An 18,912-nucleotide genomic window follows, 5' to 3' on the forward strand; every position below is an offset into this window, starting at 1 on the left:
GGTGACATCGACAGCCAGTGAAACGATTCGGTGACTGTTCGGTGACGAGCCCAAAACGAGTGGCTCAGTCGCCTTCGACGCCGGTCACGTCGAAGCCAAGCGCCTCGATATCCGCGAGGATCGCGTCGTGGTCGGCGCTTCCCTTGTAGTAGATGACGATGGCGAAACTACCGTTTCGCAGCAGTTGCTGGCACTCCCAGACGAACTCCTCGTCGTCTAACGTGAGCCCCTGGTGTTGATTCGAGGAGAAGTCCGTATCGTCGTTGCCCGAGTAGACGTAGCAGTCCTGTGGATCATGTCCCGAGTGCTCTGCGATGATGTCTCCGACATCGATCGTCGCCTGCATCATCTGGACGTCCTCGCTCCCCTCGTACTCGGTGTGAATAATCGCGCCGTTGAGTTGGATCTCGCCCGGTTCGAGGAGCGCCTTGGTCCGCTGGTACAGATCGTTGTCGATCGCGTTACTCATTGGTCGAAGCGAGAACGTGCGGACTGATAGCCGTCACGGTTCGACGGAGCGATGGCCTCACAGCGGCCGGGACACCCCCAGAGCGGTCGCCCACTCTCCGACAGTGTGTTATCTTGGCGCATACTTTCACTGTCGGAGAATACCACACAAGACACATAGTCCCCGACGCCGTCTCATCAACCGATGAAGCGGTGGTTTCGTCGACGCGTCGATGCAGCGTACGAGCGGTTGCTCTCCCGTGAAATTTCCGGTGCACCAACCCACGTCGCCGTGATTCAGGACGGAAACCGACGGTACGCCCGCCAGCACGGCGGCGACGCCCAGGAGGGCCACCGCGCCGGTGCCGACACGACCGAGCGGGTACTCGAGTGGTGTCAGGATATCGGCGTCGAGGAACTGACGTTGTATGCCTTCTCGACGGAGAACTTCAATCGTCCTGAGGACGAACGCGAGGCGTTGTACGACCTGCTGTGTGAGAAGTTGACCGAGTTCGCCGACGCCGACCGGGTCCACGACAACGAGGTTCGGATCCGCGCACTCGGAGCTGTTGACCGGCTCCCCGAACGCGTCCGTGAGGCCGTCGATTACGCCGAGGAGCAAACTGCGGGGTACGAGCAGTTCGTTCTCAATATTGCGCTGGCGTACGGCGGCCGATCGCAGCTACTCGAGGCGGCTCGCGGTGTCGCGCGCGATGTCGAGGTGGACCACCTTGAGCCGGACGCAATCGACGTCGAAACGATCGAACAGCGTCTCTACGACCAGCCGGTCCGGGATGTCGACCTGATTATCCGAACCGGTGGCGATGAGCGCACGTCGAACTTCCTCCCCTGGCACGCAAACGGCAACGAGGCGGCCGTCTTCTTCTGTACGCCCTACTGGCCCGAGTTCTCGAAGGCCGACTTCCTGCGCGGGATTCGAACCTACGAACACCGCAAGGAATCCTGGCGCCGCACGCGTGCCCGGCGTGCAATTGCCCTGCTCGGTGCAGTCAGCGAACCGGAACTGACCGATGCACAGGCGGTCGTCAATCGGTTCCGTGATTCGCTGCCGGTCGGCGAACGACCCGCGGGTATCGACCGGGAGGCGACCGGCGTCGCCGACTCCAGCGAGAGCACGACAACCGAGGACGGACTCGACTCGAGTAGCCGAGCAGCAGACTGACCCGAAGCCGGGTTCTTGCAGGACGAGGTACTGCACACCGCTTTACTGCCTGTTTGCGGCCAAACGTGTTGGACAGATAACCAGAAGTATTTTATTAATTAGTATGACAATAGTAGCTGAATGTCGTCTTCCACCGCCCCCGTCGACGTCGAACGGTTCGTACGGTTGACGGACGTTGCACTCGACGACGCGTATGCGCTTCTGGCAAACAGCCGGCTACGCGTCGTCCTCCACGTCCTCTCCGCGTGTGACGCTCCCGTTTCGGTCGACTGGCTCGCCGAACGCACCAGCCAGTGGGATGACGATCCACAGGAGACGGTCAAAACCGAACTCGTCCACAACATCCTGCCGAAACTCGACGACCACCGGATACTCGAGTACGACGCGCGATCGGAGATCGTTCGAATGGACGATCCAGTGGTTGCGTTTGAGCACCCACAGTCGGAGTCGCTACTGGTGGCCGTTACTGAAGGGTGTGAGTCAGCAGCACGGACGCGGTCGGGGTAGCGAGAATCCACGGTCGAGAGTGAGATGGCGGTTGAGAGCAAGACAGGGGTGAGACTGTGACGGACACGGACACGGACACGGAGACGGAGACGAAGACGAAGACGAGGACGGACACGAAGACCGACAATGGGAGCGAAGCGCGGACACGAGCAATTGGTGAATTGCTGAAGAACGCAAAAGCGGCGACAGAAGTGCAGCACACGCGAGGGTGACGTTACCGACCGAATCGCCGTGAGCGATTGCAGTACTCTCTGACAGCGCGTAGGAAGTCTCGTTTACGGAAGTCACGCCAGTTGACGTCGGTAAAGTACAGTTCAGAGTAGACGGACTGCCAGATCATGAAGTCAGAGAGTCGCTCTGCGCCGGTTTTGATGACCAGATCGGGCTCCGAGGGGAAGACCAGATGATCCTCGACGCGGTCGTCGTCGATGGCATCCGGCTCGAGTGCTCCCTCATCGACGCTCTCTGCAAGCGTTCGGACCGCACTCGTAAACTCGTGTTTCCCGCCGAGGCCGATTCCGATCTGGATCGGTGCGTCCGCTGGATCACGGTCGTCAGGGCCGCGGACCGCAACGTCACGGGGTGCTTCGATCGTCTCGAGTTCGCGTCGCAGCGCGGGGACCGCCGCGGCGTCGAGGACGCTGACGTAAACGGTGACGCGGTCGGCGTACTCGAACGCCCAGTCGAAGAACTCGACGAGCGTCTCGTAGGCACCGCGTTCAAGCAGGTCGCGTTCGGTGATGACGAGTGCGATGTGCTCAGGGAGGGCGGCGTCGTCCCGGCTGATGCGGCGAGCCAGGTAGCGTTCGTACAGTCCCACAGGTCGGCTTCCGCGTCCGATACTATACAGGTTACGGGTCACTCTCACTGTCTGCACAGTACCAGTCTGGGGATCGGCGCGGACAGGACCTGTCACCCGCGAAACGCGGCGGCGGCGTGTTCGGGAACCTTCAAGTAACCGCCACAGAAAGACACCGGTATCGTGACATCACCCGTTCGGCGAGCCGGCGTCTTCGCGACGCTGAGTACGCTGGTACTCGCCGTGCCACTCGCTGGGATCGAGGTCGCGACCGCCATCGCAGCGGTAGTCCTACTCGGCGCGTTCCTCGTCACGGACGGCCCGCTCTTCGAGCTGGCCGCCTATCCCGGAGACTACGAGGACCGCCGTCTGTACGGCCTCATCACGTTTGTTCTCGCAGCCGTTGCACTCGGTCTCGTCGCGTTCAACACCTCGATGTCGACTGCGATTCTCGTCGGCACTGTCCTCCTCGTTGGCTACGGCAACCTCGCAGAACGGCTCGTTCGTTCCCGCTCAGAGAACGACGTGCTCGCGGTCACTGCGTTCTGTCTCGTCGCGACCGTAGCCGCAGCCCTCGGCCAAATCGTGACGCTGCTCGCACTGTCGGGCGAGCCGGGGACCGCCGCAGCCACCGCGACTATCGAGTCCGCCCTGCCGAGCGTGCTCTTTCTCGCAGCTAGCGGGGCGCTTCTCGCGGCACTCTTGCGCGATGTCTTCCTGATCTACGACGATCCCGTCGTCATGCTCTCTGCCGGCTTTCTGCTCTGGTTGCTCGCCGAACTCGATCCCGGGCTCGGAACTCCCGACATCGTAATCGCACTTGCGATCACCGCCTTGCTGGGGTACGTCTCGTACGCACTCGAGACGGCCTCTATCGCGGGCATGATCACCGGCGTCCTCCTCGGGTTGCTCACCATCGTCCTCGGCGGTTACGCCTGGTTCGCCGTCCTCATCGCCTTCTTCGGCATTGGCGGCCTCTCGACGAAGTTCCGCTACGGCCGCAAGGAGGAACTCGGCGTCGCCGAGGACAACAACGGTGCCCGCGGCAGCGGCAACGTTCTCGGTAACGCCGCTGTCGCCATCGCCGCCGTCCTCGGCTACGCCGCGAGTCTGGCCGGGCTGTTACCGGTTACCGCCGACCTCTTTCTGTTCGCCTTCGCCGGCTCCGTCGCGACCGCGATGAGCGACACCCTCTCGAGTGAGGTCGGGAGCGTCTTCGAGACGCCACGACTGATCACCACGCTGGAGCCGGTCGAACCCGGCACTGACGGCGGCGTTACCTGGCAGGGGGAGGTCGCCGGCCTCGCCGGTGCGACCATCGTTGGTGGACTGAGCTACCTGCTCTTTCCCGCCGTCGGCGGCCTCGGCGCGGCGATCATCGTTGCGGCCGGCTTCGTCGGGATGACCGTCGACAGCCTCCTCGGGGCGACACTCGAGGGCTCGCTGCTCGGCAATCAGGGCGTTAACTTCCTTGCGACGCTCTCCGGTGCGGTCGTCTGTGCGCTGTTGCTGGTGATGTTTTCTGGTGTGGTGCTCAGCTGAGCAGTTGCTGAAGCGGACGAAAGCAGGGACGATACGGCTTCCCGCAGCGCAACCGCCCCCGACCACTCCTTAGGTTGGTGGCTCGCTTGCCACGTCCTCGATCGCGTGAATCTGGACGCCCGAGGGTCGTTTAGTAAACTGCCCGAGCGATCTGGCGATGATCCGCTCGACACCACGGTCAGCCCCGATATCGAGTAGCTGCTGACTGAGAATGCCATCGAGCACGACCGTCGTCGGAACCGACTCGAGGTCCTCGAGGCTGTCGAACACGTCACTCGCCTCGGTTTCGTCGATTACGTCGTTCTCGTCGTCCAGGAATCGGACACGGTCCGTGTCTGAGCGGATGATCGCGGTCGCGTGTTCGTAGACTGTTTCGAAGTCGTTCGGATCCGACTCAGTATCGGCCGCTGGTTCGGACTGGTGTTGGCCGTCTACCTCGGAGTGGTCTGGGTCTTCCACTCTCGGTGCCGTTGCATCCGCGGTGTCCGCTGTAGCCGTCGCAGAATCGGTCGAATTCACGTTCGCACGAGCACGAGTATGAGCACGCTCGGTCTGGTCGGACGTCCCAGCAGCCTGTGCAGACTCTGGTTCGGTCGATCCACCCTGCGTTCCGCTGCGGGCAAGCCCTGTCTTGGCGTTTGTTCGTGCCGGCGCCGGACTCGAACTGCCGTCCGTCGCAGCCACCGCCTCACGGGGCTCGTTCAACCCGGAAACGGTGTCGTAGGGGACCTTGTTCCGGAGTGAAGTGAACAGCTGGTGGTGGTCGAGTTCCTCGACAGAGGTTCCGGATGGGGCGAACGCGACGTAGTCGATATCGCCGACCTGCGAGAGTTCCTCGAGAATGAGGTCACCGCCCCGATCACCGTCGAGAAAGGCTGTGACGGTGCGGTGGTTGGTCAGTTCGGCGACGGCGTCGGGGATGTTCGTCCCCTCGACGGCGATGGCGTTTTTCACGCCGTACTTGAGCAGCGTGAGCACGTCCGAACGCCCTTCGACGACGATGATCGCGTCACTGTCTGTGACGCGCGGGCCGGCTGGCAACCCTTCGTACTCCGTAATATCCTCGACGCGGACGTGCTGGCGCACCTCCGCGAGAATCTCCTCGGAGGACATGACGGAGTCGTCGAAGCCGGTCCGCAAGAGTTCCTTCGCACGGTCGACAACCTCCTTTCGTTTGGCCGCTCGGACGTCCTCGATCTCGCGGACCTCGAGTGTCGCGCGGCATGGACCGACTCGAGTAATGGTCTCGAGGGAGGCGGCGAGGGTTGCGGTTTCGACCTTGTCCAGGCTGGTCGCGATGGTGACGCTGCCGTGGGATTGGCCCTGTGTGCTTGCGATTTCGACGTCGATGCGTCCGACCTTCTGTGACTGACGGAGGTCGCGCAGATCGAGTTCGTCGCCGAGGAGGCCTTCGGTCTGGCCGAAGATTGCGCCGACGACGTCGCTGCGCTCGACGACCCCGTCAGCCGTGACGTCCGCGTGAATGAGGTATTTCGAGGTGTCTTCCATGGGAGATCTGCCCCAGACGGGGCGCGGTGACGCGAGAGTCGCGTGCAGAGACCGGGTTAGTGAAGAATTGGGTCGTGAACGGCAAATAGCTGTTGACATTCGGGGCCGTTGTGGGGTTCAGAGACTGAACGGGTGGCCACGGTGCTGTCTGTCACTGGCAGTGGAGCCGAGAGCAGGCAACCACGCTCAGTTCCCACGCGTTACTGCATCGGCTGAGAGGATTGCCAGTACCAGTAGGCCGAGACACCCAGGAGGACGACGAGACCCCCGAGGAAGAAGAGCAGTCCCGGTGGAACCGTCGCGAGGATGGGGTCTGCTGCCTCTGCAACGCCGTCCGTTACGTTTTCGAAGCCGCCGTCGCCGTCCGTCTGGTACTCCGTATCGAACGAGTCGTCGGCTGCGGTGTCGACGTCATCTTCGGCGGTCGAGTCGTCGGCTGCTTCGTCATCTGCATCGTCTGTGGTATCTGCGTCGTCTGCATCCTCTTCCTCGTCCGCTTCGGCAGTTCCGAACTCGTCTTCGTCTCCGTCACCGTCTCCGTCCCCATCCCAATCGTCCGCTGTCTCGTCGCTCTCGTCATCTGCAGCCGTTTCGTCTCCGTCGTCTCCTCCGTCCCCGTCGGCTGCTGTGCCATCCTGCCGTGTCCCGTCGTCCGTCTCCGAATCGCCGTCAGTTGCCGGCGCTGCCTCGTCGCCTGGCGCTCCTGCACCCCAGGTCTCCGCTCCATCCGGACCCAGCCACTGTGTAAGTCCGTACTGCACGAGCAGGCTCCCGCCGGCGAGCGCGCCGATGCCACCGATGAGTCGGGAGAGAGCGGTTTTGAGCTGTGAGCCCGCAGACTCGTCACTCGTCACGATCAACGGGCCGTCGGTCGTCGCGTAGACACTCATCTCGTTGCCACGCGAGGAGTACCAGGTGTCGACGACTTCGACCAGGCCGGCCTCTTCGAGATTCTCCAGGTGGTAGCGAACGTTCTGAATCGAGGAGTCGATGGCGTCCGCGATGTCACTTGGGGTACCGGGGTCGTCGTCGAGACAGGAGTAAATCTGGCGCGCCGTCGTCGAGGAGAGTGCGCTGAAAACGGCGTCGGCATCTTCACCTTCGAGGTCGACGACACGCGGTTGCCCGTCCTGGGCGGTGGTCTCGGACCGGCGTGGGAACAGACGGGCCATATCGGTCTACTTCCCATTCTCTTGCCGACACATATACTCCTTTTCCTACGTGAAAGAGCCGTTTTAGCTAGCGCTAATCGCACGACTGCACCGCCTTCGATGGTTGAAGAACGACAGTCTTCGATACCGCGTGTCGAAGGAAAGTTATTACTCACGGGCGTGTCGACCACAGCGTATGCGCCATCTGCAACTCGTCGGCTGGCTCGCGGTCGCGGTCGTACTCTGTGCGCTCGCGATTCCGTGGTTCCTCTGGGGCGACGCGAGGACAGTCGCCGGCATCTCGCTGTGGCTCTGGTGGCACATCGGCTGGATGGGACTCGCCTCGGTCGTCTTCTGGCTCTTCAGCCGATACGCCTGGGGACTCGGCATCGAACCTGACGGGACGGCACCATCCGCGGACACGTCCTCGACAGACGGAACCGATACCGGAGGTGACCAGCCGTGACGCTGGCGCTCCAACTCGCCATCATCGTCGGCTACCTCGTTCTCGCACTCGCGGTCGGACTCGTCGCCTATCGGGTGGCCGACCGGACGGCAGAGGACTTCTACCTCGCGAGTCGGACCTTTGGCACGGTCGTGCTCCTGTTTACTACCTTTGCGACGCTTCTGTCGGCGTTTACCTTCTTCGCCGGACCGAACGTCGCCTACCAGGAGGGCCCCGAATGGGTACTCGTCATGGGACTGATGGACGGCATCATTTTCGCGATTCTCTGGTACGTAATCGGCTATAAACAGTGGCTGCTGGGCCAGACCCACGGCTACGTCACGCTCGGTGAGATGCTCGGCGACCGGTTCGGTGCGACGTGGTTCCGCGGACTCGTGGCTGGAATCAGTCTCGTCTGGCTCTTCCCGTACGTGATGCTCCAGCAGGTCGGCGCTGGCACCGCACTCACGGCGCTTACGGAGGGTGCAATCCCCTACTGGGCCGGCGCGGGACTGATTACGGCGTTCATGATCCTCTACGTCGTCCTCGCCGGCATGCGCGGCATCGCCTGGACGGACACGCTCCAGGGCGCGTTCATGCTCGTCATAACCTGGGTAGCCCTGCTCTGGCTGCTCGCCGTCGTCGGCGGCCCGACGAGCGCGACCGCAGCGCTGGAGGCGGAAGCAGCACAGCATCTCGCACTCGGTAGCGACCACTACACGCCCCAGTGGATGCTCTCGACCGCGATCACGATCGGCTTCGGCGTCGCAATGTTCCCGCAGGTGAACCAGCGGTTCTTCGCCGCCGGCTCTCGAACCGTCCTCAAGCGGTCGTTCGCCCTCTGGCCCATCCTCTGTGTCCTCCTGTTCGTCCCCTCGTTCCTGATCGGGGCCTGGGCGCGCGGCCTCGACGTGACGATTCCAGAGGGCGGGAACGTCCTCCCCGTCGTCCTCGCCGAGTACACACCCGTCTGGTTCGCCGCCCTCGTCATCGCCGGCGCGATGGCCGCGATGATGTCCTCCTCGGACTCGATGTTGCTCTCTGGCTCGTCGTACTTTACGCGGGATCTCTACCGACCGGTACTCGAGTACCGGTCCGATATCCACTCAATTTCGGCACGACGTGAGGACTTCGTCGCGCGAGTCGGCGTGGTCGTCTTCGCGACGGCGTCGTTCCTGGTGAGTCTGGTGAATCCGGCGACGCTGTTCGAACTCGGTGATGCGGCCTTCAGCGGGTTCGCACAGCTCGCGCTGCCGGTCATAGTGGCACTCTACTGGCGACGGACGACACGTGCTGGGATGACGGCGGGCATCCTGGCGAGTCAGGCGTTCTACCTCGCGAGCCTGTTCACAGCGACTGTGCCAAGTGCCTACGCGGGGTGGACGGCGGGAATCGTCGGGATGGGGCTCGGACTCGTCGTTACGGTCGGCGTGTCGCTGGTGACGACGCCGGCGGCGGACGAGCAGCGGGCGCTGTACTTCGATGGGTTGCGCGCCGACTAGCGTCGATTGAATACGGTTCGAGCTGTCACTCGGGACGCTTGACGACCATCATCTCGCAGGTCTTAGGGGTCAACAGCTTGCAGAACGACACACCGAAAGGCCTCCTCGTGCTATCCCACTCCAATGCCAACCGATCTCCCCTCCTCGCTCGCCGACGAGTGGCAGCTACTCGGTACTCGCTCCGGAAGTACGAGCGTGCTCGTCGCCTCGATCACCGCCGAGACGACGCTGTACGAACCCGTCGACGAACCGGCGACGGCTTCGATCGGCGCGGGCGACCTCCCCGTCAGATCGCTCTTCGCCGTCGATCTCTCGATCTCACCAGCACTGTCGACGATCGGCATCGCCCCCGAGGCCGCCCTCTCGAAGGCCGCACCAAAAGCCAAGTCCCAGTTCGTCGACACCGTCGCCGACGACGGCCTCACCGTCGAGGAAACGCGGGACGTACTCGAGTTCGAAGGACCGAACGGCGCTGCCGGAAAGTGGTACGTGCTCGACGCGAACTACGCGGTCGAACCGGACCGGGCGCCCGACAGCGTCGACCGAATCGCCGCCGAGGCGAACGTTGCCGTCTGGCCGACCGCGGAGAGCTATGGGGTCGCCGGTGGCGTGTTGCCACTCGAGTCCGTCGCGGAACGGGCGGACGATTTTGCTGATGGATCTGGACTCGAACTCGGACTCGATCTCGACGTGAACCCGGAACGCGACCGCGAGACGATCGCAACGCTGGTTCAGACGATCGATCTCGGCAGTGCGGATGCAGCCGAGACGGATGGCGTCCTCGAGGACGACGTTCCCGACGACGCAGCAGGGGCGGACGAGCCGAGCGACGCGGACGCCTGACCACACCGATCCAATACTGTTAGGGGCTGACCGGTCCAAGTCGGAGCTATGCAAACACACATCGTTCCGGTCGGCTTCGACTACGACCGGCTGATCGCCCCGCTCGTACGCGATCAGATCGACGTCGACAGCGTCATCCTACTGGAGGGCGCGGTCGGCAGCGAGGCCAACGTCGAGTACTCCCGACACCTCTCGGAGAAACTCGAAACCGACTTCCGGAGCCTTCTCGGGGCCGAAACCGAACGCTTCGTCCTCGAAGACGTCTACGACTACGACGAGGCGTTCGAGCAGGCCTACGACCTCATCACCGCCGAACTCGACGCCGGTAACGAGGTCTGGGTCAACGTCGCCGCGATGCCCCGCACCGTGAGCTTCGCGTTCGCGACGGCCGCGAACTCGTTGATGGTCGAACGCGAGGACGAACGCGAGCAGATCCACACCTACTACACGGCCCCCGAAAAGTACCTGGAGACCGAACTGGCGGAGGAGCTTCGTGAGCAGATTCGGCTCCTCGAGGAACTCAAGAACGGCTCCGTCGAAGACGACCAGATCGACGATCGCCTCGAGAGCGCCCGCACCCACCTCTCGGAGTTCGACGAACGCGGTACAACGATCGGCGCGAAGGAAATCGACGGCGCGCACATCGTCGAGCTTCCCGTCACCTCGTTCTCGAACGTCAAGCCGTTCGAGGAACTGATTCTTTACAAACTGGGCGAGGACGGCGAGTTCGACTCGGTCTCGGAACTCGCGGAGTCGCTCGCCCGCGAGTTGAACGAGGAGTACACCGACAGCTTCCGCTCGAAGGTCATCTACAACGTCGACCGGCTGGGGCCGGGCGGTAAGGGGTACATCGAGCGCGAAGAACATGGCAAGTCCTACAGAACCCGACTCTCCAGAATTGGCGAGTTATGGGTTCGCGCGCACTCCGATTCCGAGTCGATGTAGGTGTTCCGAGCCGGTGTCAGACTGGGATGAGATAGCACCCACAGTTCTCTCCCTTTTAGCTGGATCGAGGCGCTAAGCCCCCTTCCTCAGCGAGCGTCATCAGAACGCAAGCGTTCTGATTGGCAGTCAGAAATCGACGATTTCTGACGACGCCCGAAGGCGCGAGCAGGGAGGGGATACAGCGAGCGGTAGGGTGGGGTAGTTCACCCCGTCAGCACCACCGACGGCAGGGGTCTCACTCTTCCACTCACACTCACCCTCGATTCAGTATTCGTTCTCGCAACACCAGCAGACACGGCAGGACGGTGAGACACGCGATGAACGCGAAGATGATACTCACACCCGTCACGAGCCCGAACCGCTGCAGCGGCGGGGCCAGCGCCAGCGCGAGGACACCGAAGCCAGCCGCCGTCGTGAGCGCACTTCCAAGCAGCGCACCGCCCGTCCCCGTCACCGTTGCAGCGAGGGCGGACTCGAGTGTCGGCTGCTGTTCGCGTTCGGCGACGAACCGTTCGCCGACGTGGATGCTGTAGTCGACGCCGAGTCCGATCGCGAGACTGGTGATGACGGCCGTTTCGCTGTTGAACGGAATGTCGAGGACGGCCATTGCTCCCAGAAGCCACGCAAGCGCGGCGACGACCGGTGCGAGCGTGATCGCGCCGAGTGAGAGCGCCCGATGGCGGACCCAGTAGAGAATCGTCAGGAAGACGAGGATGACGACCAGCGTGACGGCAAACGCCTGGACGAGCGTCTCGAGGAGCGCGTCCTGGACGACGGCGGTCGTCACCGGCCCGCCGGTCGCGATTGCCGTACTCGGAGACTCTGATTCGATCTCGCCGGCGAGTGTGCGTGTGTCCTCGGCGATATCCTGTGCGGCGGCGTCACCGCGGACGCTCGCGAGCAGGCGGGCGGAGTCGTACTCACCGTCACCGTCGCTGGTCCGGGAGAGTACTGCGGAGACGGCCTCTTCGTCGGCCTCGTACAGCACGTCGTAGAAGCCGGCCACGTCCTCGTCGGGGAGCCCGTTCCCGCTCGTATCTCGTTCGTCGAGTTCGGCGGCGACGGTGTCGTTCTCCGCCGCGAGGTCGTCGATGACCGAGACGGGACTGTCGATTGCGGCGTCGCCGTCCGCCTGAACGGTAATCGTGCTGTTTTCTTCGATACCGCTGGTCGCGTTCTCGATGGCAGTCAGCGTTTCCGGATCGGCCGGTGCGTCACGTATCAGAATTTGACTCTGGCTTCCCGGTCCTTGCTCCTGGAAGTTGTCACCGAGGTACGCCGCTTCGTCGCTGATCGTGTACGTATCGGGTGCGAACGGGCCGGGGAGTGATTTGGCCCACTCCGGCGCGTCCTCGGGCAGGAAATCGGCCTCGTTGAACTCGGTGTCGATCCCTGTGGCCCCGTATGCGCCGCCGATAGCCAACACGAGCGCGAGCAGCACGACGACGACCGGTGCTCGCTGGACGAGTTCGACGACGCCCGAGAGCACCCGATTGACGAGTCCCGTTCCACGACCGAACGGCTGCTTGCGACGGTCGCGACCGAGACGGTTCTCGAGTACGTCGTCTACCTCGACCTTCAGCGCAGGCACGAAGACGGCGAAGGCGACAAACGTCGCGAGGATCCCGCCAGCGCTTAGAATCGCGAAGTCCTGAATCGCCGGCAGCGGGCTGACGACGTTCGAGAGGAAGCCGACCCCGGTCGAGAACGTGGTTGCGGCGAGTGCGAGGACGACGCTCGCGAGGCCGAACTGCATCCCCGATCTGACGCCTGCTGCAGGGTTCGAGCCGCCGTCAGTATCCGCCGGCAACGTCTCAGTCTCCTCAGTCTGTCCCGGCCCCGTCTCGAGTTGCCCCGTTCTCGCCTCCCGCGAGCGCATCACGACGTGTAACGAGTAGTCGATCGAGAGCCCGATCAGCAGGAACGGCACGGCGATCAACAGCTGGCTCATCGGGATCTCGAGCCAGCCCATGAGGCCGCCGACCCAGGCCATGACGACGGCGATGCCGACGATACCGAGCAGCACGTCGACGACGTCTCTGTATGCCGTCCCGAGCGCGAACAGCACGAGAACGAGCGCGACGGGGGTGATAATCGCGAAGCTGTCACCGACCGCGTTCGACGATGCCTCATCGGTGACGCCCTGTCCAAAAAGGAACGCGTCGTCGAACCGGTCGTCGACGAGGTCGGCGATTTCGACCTGCGCATCGTAGGCTGCCTGTGGCTCGTCGTCGGGACCGCTGTCGTCAGTCTGGAAGACGAAACCAATCCGGGACTCAGCATCAGTCGTCCCCGGCTCGTACTCCGTCGGCAGGAACTCGTACGGATCCTCACCCTGCGTCTGGTCACTGTCCGGATCGAGCACGTCCGCGAGTAACGCCTCCACCTCGTCGTCCGACCGGGACTCGATTGCATCGAGTTGTTCCTCGAGTGTCGGCTCGCTCGTATCCGGTGGCCCGTTCGCCTCGGCGGCGCGGTCCTCGAAGACGGCACCGGTTGCAACGACGTTCTCGAGGGTGAGGAAGCCCTGGTCGTCCAGCGTTTCGTTGAGCGATTCGTTCTCCCGCACATCCTGCTGGAGTCGGAGTCCTTCCACCAGAGAGTCGCGGGTAAGGACATCTCCGCCCTCGTCGCGGATCACGAGCTGGGCCACGACGCCGTCGTCAGTCTCGTATGTGTCGTCAATCTCCTCGAGTGCAGCCGTTTCCTCGGAGTCGGTTTCGAACTGGCCGATACCCTCGTCCTCGACGTCGCCGATTGCTGCTCCGGCCGCGATGACGGCTGTGAGAACCAGCACGAGGACGACGACGAGTCGGCTGTTGGAAACGATCGTCTCAGCGTACCTGGCGGCGGCCCCACCGCTCATGCGTCCTCACACGGTTGCGTCTGGTCTCCAGTCCAGCTATCGAACCCGGTGGTTCGAAGACACGTCACGCTCATACAGACTCTATCAGGATTGATGGGCATACCAGTTCGGCCGTACTAGTTGGCTGTGAGTGACGTTGCCGATTCACGCGAGCGACACGGTGAGCGATGTTCGGCGATGACCGGAGATCATCTGCTGAAGACCCTCGTTCGACGAACGAGACGCGAAACATCTAACAAGACTGCCGTCAAAACAGGTTGTATATGACCGATTCCGTCGCGGTCGCAGTCACAGTCGTGGTCCGTCAGTTCGATGGCCCACGCGAGTCGGTGTTCGTAGGGGCCCCGTAGCCCCCTATCACCCACCCTGTTTCGACGGATGTATTGTTGGCGACCAGCATTCACCGAGCAACGACCGGTATCACCGATGGATTACAGTCACTGCCGTACCACACCGACGACGTATCGACGACGCCCGATTCGGGCGGTGAGAGCATGAGCATGGACGACCCGGCACAGGCCGACGACCCGGCACAGGCCGACGACCCAGCACAGGCCGACGAGACGGCTCACCACGAGCCCACACTCGAGAGCGACTACGAGCCCGAAACCGTCGAGTCCCACTGGCAGGATCAGTGGGTCGACGAGGAAATTTACGCCTACGAGAGCGATCCGAAACGGGACCCGAACACGGTCTACGCCATCGACACGCCGCCGCCGACGGTGTCGGGCAGTCTGCACATGGGCCACCTCTATGGCTCGACGCTGCAGGACTTCGCCGCTCGCTTCCAGCGGATGGCAGACGGCGAGGTGCTGTTCCCGTTCGGTTACGACGACAACGGGATCGCCTCCGAGCGACTGACCGAGACGGAACTCGATATTCGCCACCAGGACTACGAGCGCCGCGAGTTCCAGGAACTCTGCCGCGAGGTCTGTCAGGAGTACGAGGCCGAGTTCACGGACAAGATGCAGGATCTTGGCACCTCGATCGACTGGAATAACACCTACAAGACGATCGAGCCCCGCGTCCAGCGCATCTCGCAGCTCTCCTTCCTCGACCTCTACGAGAAGGGGCGAGAGTACCGCAAGAAGGCACCTGCGATCTGGTGTCCGGAGTGTGAGACCGCGATTTCGCAGGTCGAGATGGAAGACGACGAGCGCGGCTCGCACTTCAACGATATTGCGTTCGAGCTGACCTCCGATGGCACGGACCGCGAGGAGTTCGTCATCTCGACGACGCGACCCGAACTCATCCCGGCCTGTGTCTCCGTGTTCGTCCACCCCGACGACGAGGAAAACCAGGATCTGGTCGGCGAGACTGCCACAATCCCGATCTTCGGCCACGAAGTGCCGATTATCGCCGACGAGCGCGTCGACATGGAGAAAGGCAGCGGTGTCGTCATGTGCTGCACCTTCGGCGACCAGAACGACATCGAGTGGTACCAGGCTCACGACCTGCCGCTTCGCGTCGCCATCGACGAGTCCGCGACGATGACCGACCTCGCCGGCGACTACGAGGGCATGTCCACCGAGGAAGCCCGCGAGGCCATCGTCGAGGATCTGGACGAGGAGGGCTCCCTCCGGGACCGCTGGGAGATCACCCACGCCGTCGGCGTCCACGAGCGCTGTGACACCCCCGTCGAGTACCGCGTCTCCAAGCAGTGGTACGTCGAAATTCTGGACCACAAGGAAGAGTACCTCGAGGCCGGCCAGGAGATGGACTGGTACCCCGAGAAGATGTTCACCCGCTACAAGCACTGGATCGAGGGCCTGGAGTGGGACTGGCTCATCTCGCGCCAGCGCGACTCGGGGATTCCGTTCCCGGTCTGGTACTGCGAGGATTGTGACCACCCGATCATGGCCGCGAAGGAGGACCTGCCGGTCGACCCCCTGAGCGACGAGCCGCCGGTCGACGCCTGTCCCGAGTGTGGCCACGACGAGTTCGATCCCGAAGAGGACGTCTTCGACACCTGGGCGACCTCCTCACTGACGCCCCTGATCAATGCGGGCTGGGACTGGGATGCAGAGAGCGAGGAGTTTGCGATGGACAAGCCCGAACTCTACCAGTTCGACCTACGCCCACAGGCTCACGACATCATCTCGTTCTGGCTGTTCCACACCGTCGTCAAGTGCTACGAGCACACTGGCGAGGTGCCCTTCGACGCGGCGATGATCCACGGACACGTGTTAGACGAAAACCGCAAGAAAATGTCGAAATCCAAGGGGAACATCGTCGACCCCAATAACGTCCTCTCCGAGTATCCGGTCGACGCTGTCCGCTTCTGGGCTGCCAGTGTCGCCGTTGGCGACGATTTCCCGTATCAGGATCAGGACATTGTCGCCGGCGAGAAACTCCTGCGCAAACTCTGGAACGCCTCGAAGCTCGTCGACACCCTCGCTCCCGCAGACCCCGAGGAGCCGGACGAACTCGAGCCCATCGACCGCTGGCTCCTCGCCGAACTCGACGACGCCATCGCAGAACTCACCACGCAGTTCGAAGAATACGAGTTCGCCAAGGCCCGCGACCGCCTGCGAACGTTCTTCTGGAACACCTTCTGTGACGACTACCTCGAGATCGCGAAGGGCCGCGAGGACAACCCCTCGACGCAGTACGCACTGCGGACGGCTCACCGAACCTTCCTCGAGTTGTGGGCACCGTTCCTCCCGCACGTCACGGAGGAAATCTGGCAAGCCGTCTACAGTGACGACCGAAACGACCTCGAGGCAGCGAGCATCCACACCCGCTCCTGGCCCACCCCACAGGGCTACGAAGCCGACCTCGCAGCCGGCGAAACCGCACTCGAGGTCATCGGCGCACTCCGGCGCTACAAGAGCGAGAATCAGCTCCCACTCAACGCCGACCTCGAATCGGTCGCCGTCTACGGCCCGATCGAAGGCTTCGAGGATGCCATCCAGGACGTGATGCACGTTCAGGAACTCACCGTACTCGAGTCGGAGCCGGAGGTCACCACCGAAATCGCCTCGATCGACCTCGACTACTCGACGCTCGGTCCGAAGTTCGGCTCGAAAGTCGGCGATATCGACGCCGGCATCGAGAGCGGCGAGTACGAGATCGAGGAGGACGACGACGGCACCGCCACCGCCCTCCACGTCGCCGACGAGGAACTCGAGTCCGACCTGTTCGAGATCGAACGCGAGCGCACCTACTCCGGTGACGGCGAGATGATCGAGACGGAGTCGGCTGTGGTCGTACTCGAGTAACTCGAGTACCTGTCTCGAGTCGAACCAGGTTGCTCTCTCACTCTCCCACTCTCTCACTCTCTCTCGTTCGAGTCGGAGTCAATCTCACTCGAGTCCTTGCTTCCACTGTCCTGACCGGCCTATTGACATCCGCCCTAGAGCTCGCGCGCAACAGCGACGTCCGCTTCGTGCCACATCGCCGTCGCAGTCACTCGATTCTCGTCGACGTCGACCGACTGGTCCGTCCCGGAGGCACCGAGCACGTCCGTGAGCGCGGTCTCGTCTGGATCGTCGATAACCGCCGCGAAGCTCCCGGTGGATGTCTCCGCGTCCTCGATGGTGAGCGACGAGACGATGGTCTCGGCACCCTCGAGTGCCGGGTACGCGAAATCAACGAGCTGGTCTCCGTCGTCTGCAGTGGCCGCCGAATCCGCGGGAGCTCCCAACTGGCCGACGACGACATCGCCCCCGCCGGCAGTCTCGAGCGCCCACGCGACCGACTCGGAGCCGTCGACTGCCCGATCGGCGGTCCCTCCTGCAGCGCCGATCGTCGACTCGAGTACGGCCGGCGCGTCGACCGCCTCGTCGTCGACGACGACGAGCGCATCGCCACCGACGGCGATCGCCGTTCCCGCTGTGTCCTCGACGGGTGTGTACACCTCGTAGCCGTCGATCTCGTCCGTTTGCTCGAGTTGACTGATGAACTCGGCCGCCGGCTCTGCGGTGAGGCGTTCGTCGATCTCCGCGGGGTCGATCTCGCCGAGCACGACGTACGTGTCGGACGTCTGAAGCAGGGTCGAGACGGTCGAATCGAACGCCTCGTCGTCATCGAGGAGTCGCCCGAGCCCGAACTGCGCGAGGTCGAGTCCGACGAAGAGATACGCCGACAGTGCCCCCTCCGAGACCGGTGCGATCATCGGATCCGCCTCGAACGCTGCGGGGATGTCGTCGTCAGGCTGTGCGTCCTCGAGTTCGTCGCTGGCGTACTCGGTGAGTGTCTCCCAGTCGACGGCGACGAACTCGAGTGCCTGCGCCTCGTCGGCAGGGAGCCAGTTGCTGTAGGTGGGGAGGTCATCGGTAGCGGTCCCGGTTGCATCCTCGTCTGAGTCATCGGTCGTGGTTTCGCCATCGTCCTCGTCTGTGTCGTCCGCACCGACCTCGGCATCGTCCTGTGCAGCAACTGACTTGCCGACAAGTCCGAGGGTCACAAGCGTCGCCGTTGCACTGGTGTACTCGAGTATAGCTCGTCTGGTCGGCCAGTTCGCCAGGTCTCGCCAGTTTGGGTGGGTCGGCCGATCCGGTGGGTTCGTCATGGGATGCACGTACACGTCCGGGTTCGAAATAAGACGACCCTACGGTCACCGCCCGCGGACTGTCACTTCGGCTAGTACCGGAGATTACAGTAGCCGACGAGCGACGGCCGGTATCCGAGATTGCAGTAGCTGACGAGCATCGGCCGGTATCCGAGATTGCAGTAGCTGACGAGCATCGGCCGGTATCCGAGATTGCAGTAGCTGACGAGCATCGGCCGGTATCCGTGACTGGAGCGGCTGACGAGCAGGGTCGGGTCCGAATCGCGACGGAGTACAGCGTCAGATGTCACGCCGGACGAAGAGCGCCACCGCGAGAGCAACCAGCGCAAGAAACGCGACCAGCAGAACGCCGGCGTCGAGGAGGGCGTACTCCTCGTGGACGAGAATAGCCGTCTGATCGTAGTATCGGGTCGGTGCGACGGCACCGATCCACTCGTAGTCAGGGTCCAGACTCGAGACGCCCTCGACCAGCCACAGGACGATGACGGCACCCAGGGCCGCCGCTCGCGCGCTTCGGACGTGGTCGATCCCGACGGAGAAGACGAGGCCGATTCCGGCACAGACGAGCAGATAGGGAACGGAGAGTAGATGGACCATTGCGAGCGCTACAGGATTGAACGACTCGCCGATCACGAGTGCGCCTGTCTCTTATACACATCT

At 63.2% G+C, this 18,912-nt stretch carries 15 protein-coding genes and 1 pseudogene; 8 read left to right on the forward strand and 8 right to left on the reverse strand.

Translation table 11 applies throughout. From position 1 onward, the window contains the following. Positions 1 to 64: 64 nt before the first annotated feature. Entirely contained in the window at positions 65 to 469 is a 405-nt protein-coding gene (locus C483_RS05895) for a DUF5778 family protein (RefSeq protein ID WP_006652444.1), read from the reverse strand. A gap of 183 nt (positions 470 to 652) precedes the next feature. Between C483_RS05895 and uppS the strand changes: the two genes are divergently transcribed. Beyond that, a complete protein-coding gene (gene uppS, locus C483_RS05900; RefSeq protein ID WP_006652445.1) occupies positions 653 to 1,630 on the forward strand; it encodes a polyprenyl diphosphate synthase in 978 nt (325 codons plus the stop codon). Between the two features lie 120 nt (positions 1,631 to 1,750). After that, complete coding sequence (locus C483_RS05905; RefSeq protein ID WP_006652446.1) at positions 1,751 to 2,137, forward strand: DUF7344 domain-containing protein; 387 nt, start codon at positions 1,751 to 1,753, stop codon at positions 2,135 to 2,137. A gap of 214 nt (positions 2,138 to 2,351) precedes the next feature. On the opposite strand, the gene C483_RS05910 is transcribed toward C483_RS05905, so the two are convergent. Continuing rightward, on the reverse strand, positions 2,352 to 2,957 hold the full coding sequence (locus tag C483_RS05910; RefSeq protein WP_006652447.1) for an undecaprenyl diphosphate synthase family protein: 606 nt from the start codon (positions 2,955 to 2,957) through the stop codon (positions 2,352 to 2,354). A 162-nt stretch (positions 2,958 to 3,119) separates the two neighbouring features. Between C483_RS05910 and C483_RS05915 the strand changes: the two genes are divergently transcribed. Next, positions 3,120 to 4,478, forward strand: a complete 1,359-nt coding sequence (locus tag C483_RS05915) for a DUF92 domain-containing protein (protein ID WP_006652448.1) — start codon at positions 3,120 to 3,122, stop codon at positions 4,476 to 4,478. Between the two features lie 69 nt (positions 4,479 to 4,547). Here the strand turns inward: C483_RS05915 and dnaG are convergent, their stop codons facing one another. Next, a complete protein-coding gene (gene dnaG / locus C483_RS05920) occupies positions 4,548 to 5,987 on the reverse strand; it encodes a DNA primase DnaG (RefSeq protein ID WP_006652449.1) in 1,440 nt (479 codons plus the stop codon). Between the two features lie 200 nt (positions 5,988 to 6,187). After that, positions 6,188 to 7,159 (reverse strand): ArsR/SmtB family transcription factor, encoded by a 972-nt coding sequence (locus C483_RS05925; RefSeq protein WP_006652450.1) that lies wholly within the window; start codon positions 7,157 to 7,159, stop codon positions 6,188 to 6,190. A 175-nt stretch (positions 7,160 to 7,334) separates the two neighbouring features. On the opposite strand from C483_RS05925, the gene C483_RS05930 reads away from it, so the two are divergent. From C483_RS05930 to C483_RS05945, 4 genes are all read left to right on the forward strand, one after another. Next, positions 7,335 to 7,604 (forward strand): DUF3311 domain-containing protein, encoded by a 270-nt coding sequence (locus C483_RS05930; RefSeq protein ID WP_006652451.1) that lies wholly within the window; start codon positions 7,335 to 7,337, stop codon positions 7,602 to 7,604. After that, positions 7,601 to 9,085, forward strand: a complete 1,485-nt coding sequence (locus C483_RS05935) for a sodium:solute symporter family protein (RefSeq protein ID WP_006652452.1) — start codon at positions 7,601 to 7,603, stop codon at positions 9,083 to 9,085. The genes C483_RS05930 and C483_RS05935 overlap by 4 nt, the downstream gene beginning before the upstream one ends. A 123-nt stretch (positions 9,086 to 9,208) precedes the next feature. After that, positions 9,209 to 9,928 (forward strand): hypothetical protein, encoded by a 720-nt coding sequence (locus C483_RS05940; protein ID WP_006652453.1) that lies wholly within the window; start codon positions 9,209 to 9,211, stop codon positions 9,926 to 9,928. A 48-nt stretch (positions 9,929 to 9,976) separates the two neighbouring features. Beyond that, positions 9,977 to 10,873 carry an HFX_2341 family transcriptional regulator gene (locus tag C483_RS05945; RefSeq protein WP_006652454.1) on the forward strand — a complete coding sequence of 299 codons (897 nt, stop codon included), beginning with the start codon at positions 9,977 to 9,979 and terminating at the stop codon, positions 10,871 to 10,873. 253 nt (positions 10,874 to 11,126) lie between these two features. On the opposite strand, the gene C483_RS05950 is transcribed toward C483_RS05945, so the two are convergent. Next, on the reverse strand, positions 11,127 to 13,739 hold the full coding sequence (locus C483_RS05950; RefSeq protein ID WP_006652455.1) for an efflux RND transporter permease subunit: 2,613 nt from the start codon (positions 13,737 to 13,739) through the stop codon (positions 11,127 to 11,129). Between the two features lie 383 nt (positions 13,740 to 14,122). Between C483_RS05950 and C483_RS05955 the strand changes: the two genes are divergently transcribed. Continuing rightward, positions 14,123 to 16,960: a valine--tRNA ligase gene (locus C483_RS05955; RefSeq protein WP_049912454.1), complete on the forward strand. Its 2,838-nt coding sequence runs from the start codon at positions 14,123 to 14,125 to the stop codon at positions 16,958 to 16,960. A gap of 134 nt (positions 16,961 to 17,094) precedes the next feature. On the opposite strand, the gene C483_RS05960 is transcribed toward C483_RS05955, so the two are convergent. The 3 genes and pseudogenes from C483_RS05960 to C483_RS05965 form a co-directional block, all read right to left on the reverse strand. Next, positions 17,095 to 18,252: a hypothetical protein gene (locus C483_RS05960; protein WP_006652457.1), complete on the reverse strand. Its 1,158-nt coding sequence runs from the start codon at positions 18,250 to 18,252 to the stop codon at positions 17,095 to 17,097. Positions 18,253 to 18,323: 71 nt separating this feature from the next. Beyond that, positions 18,324 to 18,542, reverse strand: coding sequence for a hypothetical protein (locus C483_RS19885; RefSeq protein ID WP_152419835.1), 219 nt, complete (start codon positions 18,540 to 18,542; stop codon positions 18,324 to 18,326). Continuing rightward, positions 18,532 to 18,894, reverse strand: a pseudogene (locus C483_RS05965) (ABC transporter permease); the annotation flags it as partial. The gene C483_RS19885 and the pseudogene C483_RS05965, both read right to left, overlap by 11 nt. Positions 18,895 to 18,912: the final 18 nt, after the last annotated feature.

This window comes from Natrialba hulunbeirensis JCM 10989, from assembly GCF_000337575.1.
Lineage (GTDB): Archaea > Halobacteriota > Halobacteria > Halobacteriales > Natrialbaceae > Natrialba > Natrialba hulunbeirensis.